The 3,528-nt window shown below is 70.3% G+C and carries 4 protein-coding genes; all 4 read right to left on the bottom strand.

Going from position 1 to position 3,528, the window contains the following annotated elements:
- The coding region (locus tag AB4Y84_RS16410) for an efflux RND transporter permease subunit (RefSeq protein WP_442250456.1) at positions 1 to 524 on the bottom strand (524 nt) is incomplete at its 3' end.
- Between the two features lie 9 nt (positions 525 to 533).
- The gene (locus AB4Y84_RS16405; protein WP_442244227.1) at positions 534 to 1,733 is read right to left on the bottom strand and encodes an efflux RND transporter periplasmic adaptor subunit; all 1,200 of its coding nucleotides are present in this window, start codon (positions 1,731 to 1,733) and stop codon (positions 534 to 536) included.
- Positions 1,730 to 2,983, bottom strand: coding sequence for a TolC family protein (locus tag AB4Y84_RS16400; protein ID WP_442244226.1), 1,254 nt, complete (start codon positions 2,981 to 2,983; stop codon positions 1,730 to 1,732). Before AB4Y84_RS16400 ends, AB4Y84_RS16405 begins: the two co-directional genes overlap by 4 nt.
- 56 nt (positions 2,984 to 3,039) lie before the next feature.
- On the bottom strand, positions 3,040 to 3,390 hold the full coding sequence (locus AB4Y84_RS16395; RefSeq protein ID WP_442244225.1) for a hypothetical protein: 351 nt from the start codon (positions 3,388 to 3,390) through the stop codon (positions 3,040 to 3,042).
- Between the last annotated feature and the right edge of the window lie 138 nt (positions 3,391 to 3,528).

The raw sequence follows: 3,528 nt of genomic DNA, 5'->3' as shown, positions 1-3,528 counted from the left end.
AGGTTGCCTTCCGGCGTGCGGTAGACCTCGCCGGCCTGCCAGCCGGCTTCACCGGGCTTGGCCAGCTTCGCAGGGTCGAACGCGGTGAAGTCCACCGTCCACATCAACACCTCGCCGAGGCCGGTGGTGACCGGCGACAGCATCGGCGAGGCACCCTCGGGCAGCGCTTCGGCGGCCTCGCGCATGCGTTCGGCCACCTGCTGGCGGGCGAAGTAGATGTCGGTGGCATCGGTGAAGATCGCGGTGACCTGCGAGAAGCCATTGCGCGACAGCGAACGGGTGGTGGTCAGGCCGGGGATGCCGGCCAGCGCGGTTTCCAGCGGATAGGTCACCTGCCGCTCGATCTGCTCGGGCGTCAGTGCCGGTGCCACGGTGTTGATCTGCACCTGGCGGTTGGTGATGTCCGGTACCGCATCGATCGGCAGCTTGCCGAGCTGGAACAGGCCCACGGCGGCAACGAGTGCAGCCAGGGCCACGACCAGCCAGCGGTGGCGTACCGCGGTTTCAATGATGAGCTTGAACATGGAAGGTCCTCAGTGCCCGTGCTCGGCTTCGCCCTTGGCCAGTTCGGCCTTGAGCAGGAACGCATTGGCGCCGACGATGCGTTCGTCGCCGTTCAAGCCGCCGAGAATCTCGATGCGGTCACCGGCACGTCGGCCGGCCAGTACCGGCTGCACCTTGAAGCCGCCCTGGACGGCGACGAATACCGCGCTGCTGCCGCCGACGTTCTGTACCGCATCAGCCGGCACGCTCAACGCGCCGTCCTTGCCGTCGGTGACCACCACCGCCGACACCGGCGAACCGGCCGGCGGCAATGCGGCATCCACCGGCATGGCACGGATCACCGCCACGCCACCCTGCTGGCGCACATCGGCGGCCGAACCGGTGACGGTGGCACTGAAGCTGCCGCCCGGCACGGTCACTTCCAGCGTCATGCCCGGCGTGACCTGCGCGGCCAGCGCCGGTGGCGCGGTGAACACCAGCTCGTTCATCGACGGATCGGCGACGTCGGCCACCGGGCTGCCGGCCGCCACCACGCCGCCGGGCGTGACCTGCACGTTGCCGACGATGCCGGCCACCGGGCTGGTGATGCGCACGCGGCCGCTGCTGTCGGGCGAACCGTTGGCCGCGGCCTGTGCCTGCGCGGCAGCGGCCTGCGCCTGCGCCGCCAGCGATCGCGCACGCGACGTTTCCAGATCCTGGCGGGCGACCACGCCCTGTTCGACCAGTGCCTTGTCGCGGCCGTGGGCCAGGCGCGCCGCCTCGGCCTCCGCGGCGGCGGCAACCGCATTGGCGCGGAACACTGCCGCCTCGCCACTGACCACGATCGCCAGCGTCTGGTTCTGCTTCACTGCCGTGCCCGGTGCGACCAGCACGCGCTCCACGCGACCGGTCACGGTGGAAGCGACCGAGGCACGTGCACCGATCGACGGTTCCACCCGGCCCGACAGCCGCGTCGAACCACCCCCGCCGCGGCCGACGGCCACCACGTCGATGCCGGATGCCTTGATCTGCTCTGGCGTCAGCTGCACCACGCCTTCATCGGCATCTGCCGCGTTGCCGGTTTCGGCCTTGGCATCGGTGCTGTCGGCGGCGTGGCCATGGCCATCGTCGGCCGTTGCCTTGCCGGCGGGCTCCGAGACTGCCGGGGCCTGTGTGTTACCAGAACAACCGGCCAGCAATGCAGTCAGCAACAAGCCGCCAACCAGCGGGAGAGTACGGGACAGGTTCATCGGGCCTCCACAAAGGGTGCGCGCCCTTCGAGGCGGGCGAGATCGATTTCCGCGCCGACGCGCGACAGGCGCGCGTCCACGGCGGTGCCGCGGGCGGCGATGAGGGCACCGCGTGTGCTGCGCAATTCCAGCTGCGAGATGCGCCCGGCGTCGAAGCCGATGCGCGCCAGTCGATAGGCTTCCTCGGCGGCGACCACGCTTTCGTCGGCCGCGCGGGTGCGGCTGCCGGCGGCCTTCAGGCCCGCCACCGCCGACAAGCGTTCGGCTTCGCTGTCGCGCCGCTGCTGGTCCAGCCGCGCCTCGGCCGCGCGCTGTTCGGCACTGGCGGCGCGGATGCCACCACGATTGCGGTCGAACAACGGGATCGAGAGACTGACGCCGAGCGTGTAGGCCTGTTCGCGGTCCTCGCGGAAACGCGTCTGCGCGGCGGTAACGCTGAGGTCGGGCAGGGCGCGCTTGCGCTCGACGTCGACCAGACGACCGGCCGCATCAACTTCGGCTTCGGCCACACGCACGGCCAGAGCCACATCGGTCGCGCCACGCGGTGCTGGCGGTGCGCGATCGAGCAGACTGTTGTCGATGGTCTGCACCGGTGCATCCAGCAGGGCCGCACCGGCCAGGCGGGCCAGCGCGGCGTCGCGGAAGGCCTGCGCCTCATCCAGCGCGGCGCTGGCATTGGCCACTTCACTCTGTGCCTGCACGGCACGCAACTGCGGCTCGCGGCCATGCTTGACCATGGCGGTGACCGCCGCCGCATCGTCGCGGGTGAGGCTCAGCCCTTCTTCGGCCAGCGTGTAGCGACGCAGGGCGCTTTCCGCCTGTGCGTAGATCGCCGCCAACTGGCTGGCGACATCGCTGCGGCTCTGCGAACCCCGCAGGGCAGCGGCCTGTGCCTCGGCGCGGGCGGCGCGGACGCGCGCGCCGCGCTGGCCCCAGACCTCCAGCGGCTGGGACAGGGTAAGCACGGTGTCGGCCCTGCCCATGCCGCCGTAGGAGCCTGTGCCCCAAGCGTTTTCGGCGGACCAGGAAAGGGATGGATTGGGCAGCGCCCGGGCCTGGTCGGCGCGGGCGTCGGCCGCCTCGGCCAATGCCGCGCCGACGCGGGCGCCGGGCAGCTGGTCCAGGCGTTCAAGCAGGGTGTCGTACGAAGGTGCGGCTTGTGCGGCGACCTGTGCGGCGGGGATCAGGCCCAGCAGCACGGCGACGACCAGCCCGGCCGCGCGCGGCGACCGACGTGTCAGGATCGACATAGGGGGATTCCGGTTGTGAGTGAAACGGGAGCCCGCGATTGCGGGACGCGCTCAACTCACGCCCGGGGAGGACGTGCCAGTTCGTCCTGGGCGACCGCATAGGTCGCCGCATCGCCTGCATTCGTCCAGCGCGCCGGTTGCGGCGTGCCAAAGGCGGCGAAGGTGCTCGCCGGCAGGCTCAGGTTGGAGTGGTGGCAGTGGTTGTGGCTGCAGGCAGCGGCGTGCTTGCCGTCGTTGTCACTGTCACTGTCACCGTCGGCATCTTCGGCGCCGGATTCCACATGCACCACCGTGCTGTCGTGCGGTTCCACCGCACACGCCAGCACATCGGCCACCGGCACGACCACGAATGCCGCCATCAGCAGCATCAGCAGGTACGAACGAAGGTGGCGGGCGATCCGGCGCATGGAGGGGAGGCTAGCAAGCGGTTTTCGGTGGATACAATATCAATGGCCACCTCGGGAATTTGTCGGCGTGTTCCGTTCAGGCGAGTGTCCGGGGGTAGTGCCGGCCGCTGGCCGGCAATCCTTGAACCCTGCTGGCGC

It is taken from the genome of Stenotrophomonas sp. 2YAF22, from assembly GCF_052114665.1.
Taxonomy (GTDB): domain Bacteria; phylum Pseudomonadota; class Gammaproteobacteria; order Xanthomonadales; family Xanthomonadaceae; genus Stenotrophomonas; species Stenotrophomonas indicatrix.
The sequence above is the reverse complement of the archived record's forward strand: the minus strand, read 5'-3'. Positions and strand labels throughout refer to the sequence as shown.

Bases quoted from the DNA above. Each gene is read 5' to 3' on its own strand.
- AB4Y84_RS16405 (WP_442244227.1), bottom strand. From the start codon at position 1,733: ATGAACCTGTCCCGTACTCTCCCGCTGGTTGGCGGCTTGTTGCTGACT.
- AB4Y84_RS16400 (WP_442244226.1), bottom strand. From the start codon at position 2,983: ATGTCGATCCTGACACGTCGGTCGCCGCGCGCGGCCGGGCTGGTCGTC.
- AB4Y84_RS16395 (WP_442244225.1), bottom strand. From the start codon at position 3,390: ATGCGCCGGATCGCCCGCCACCTTCGTTCGTACCTGCTGATGCTGCTG.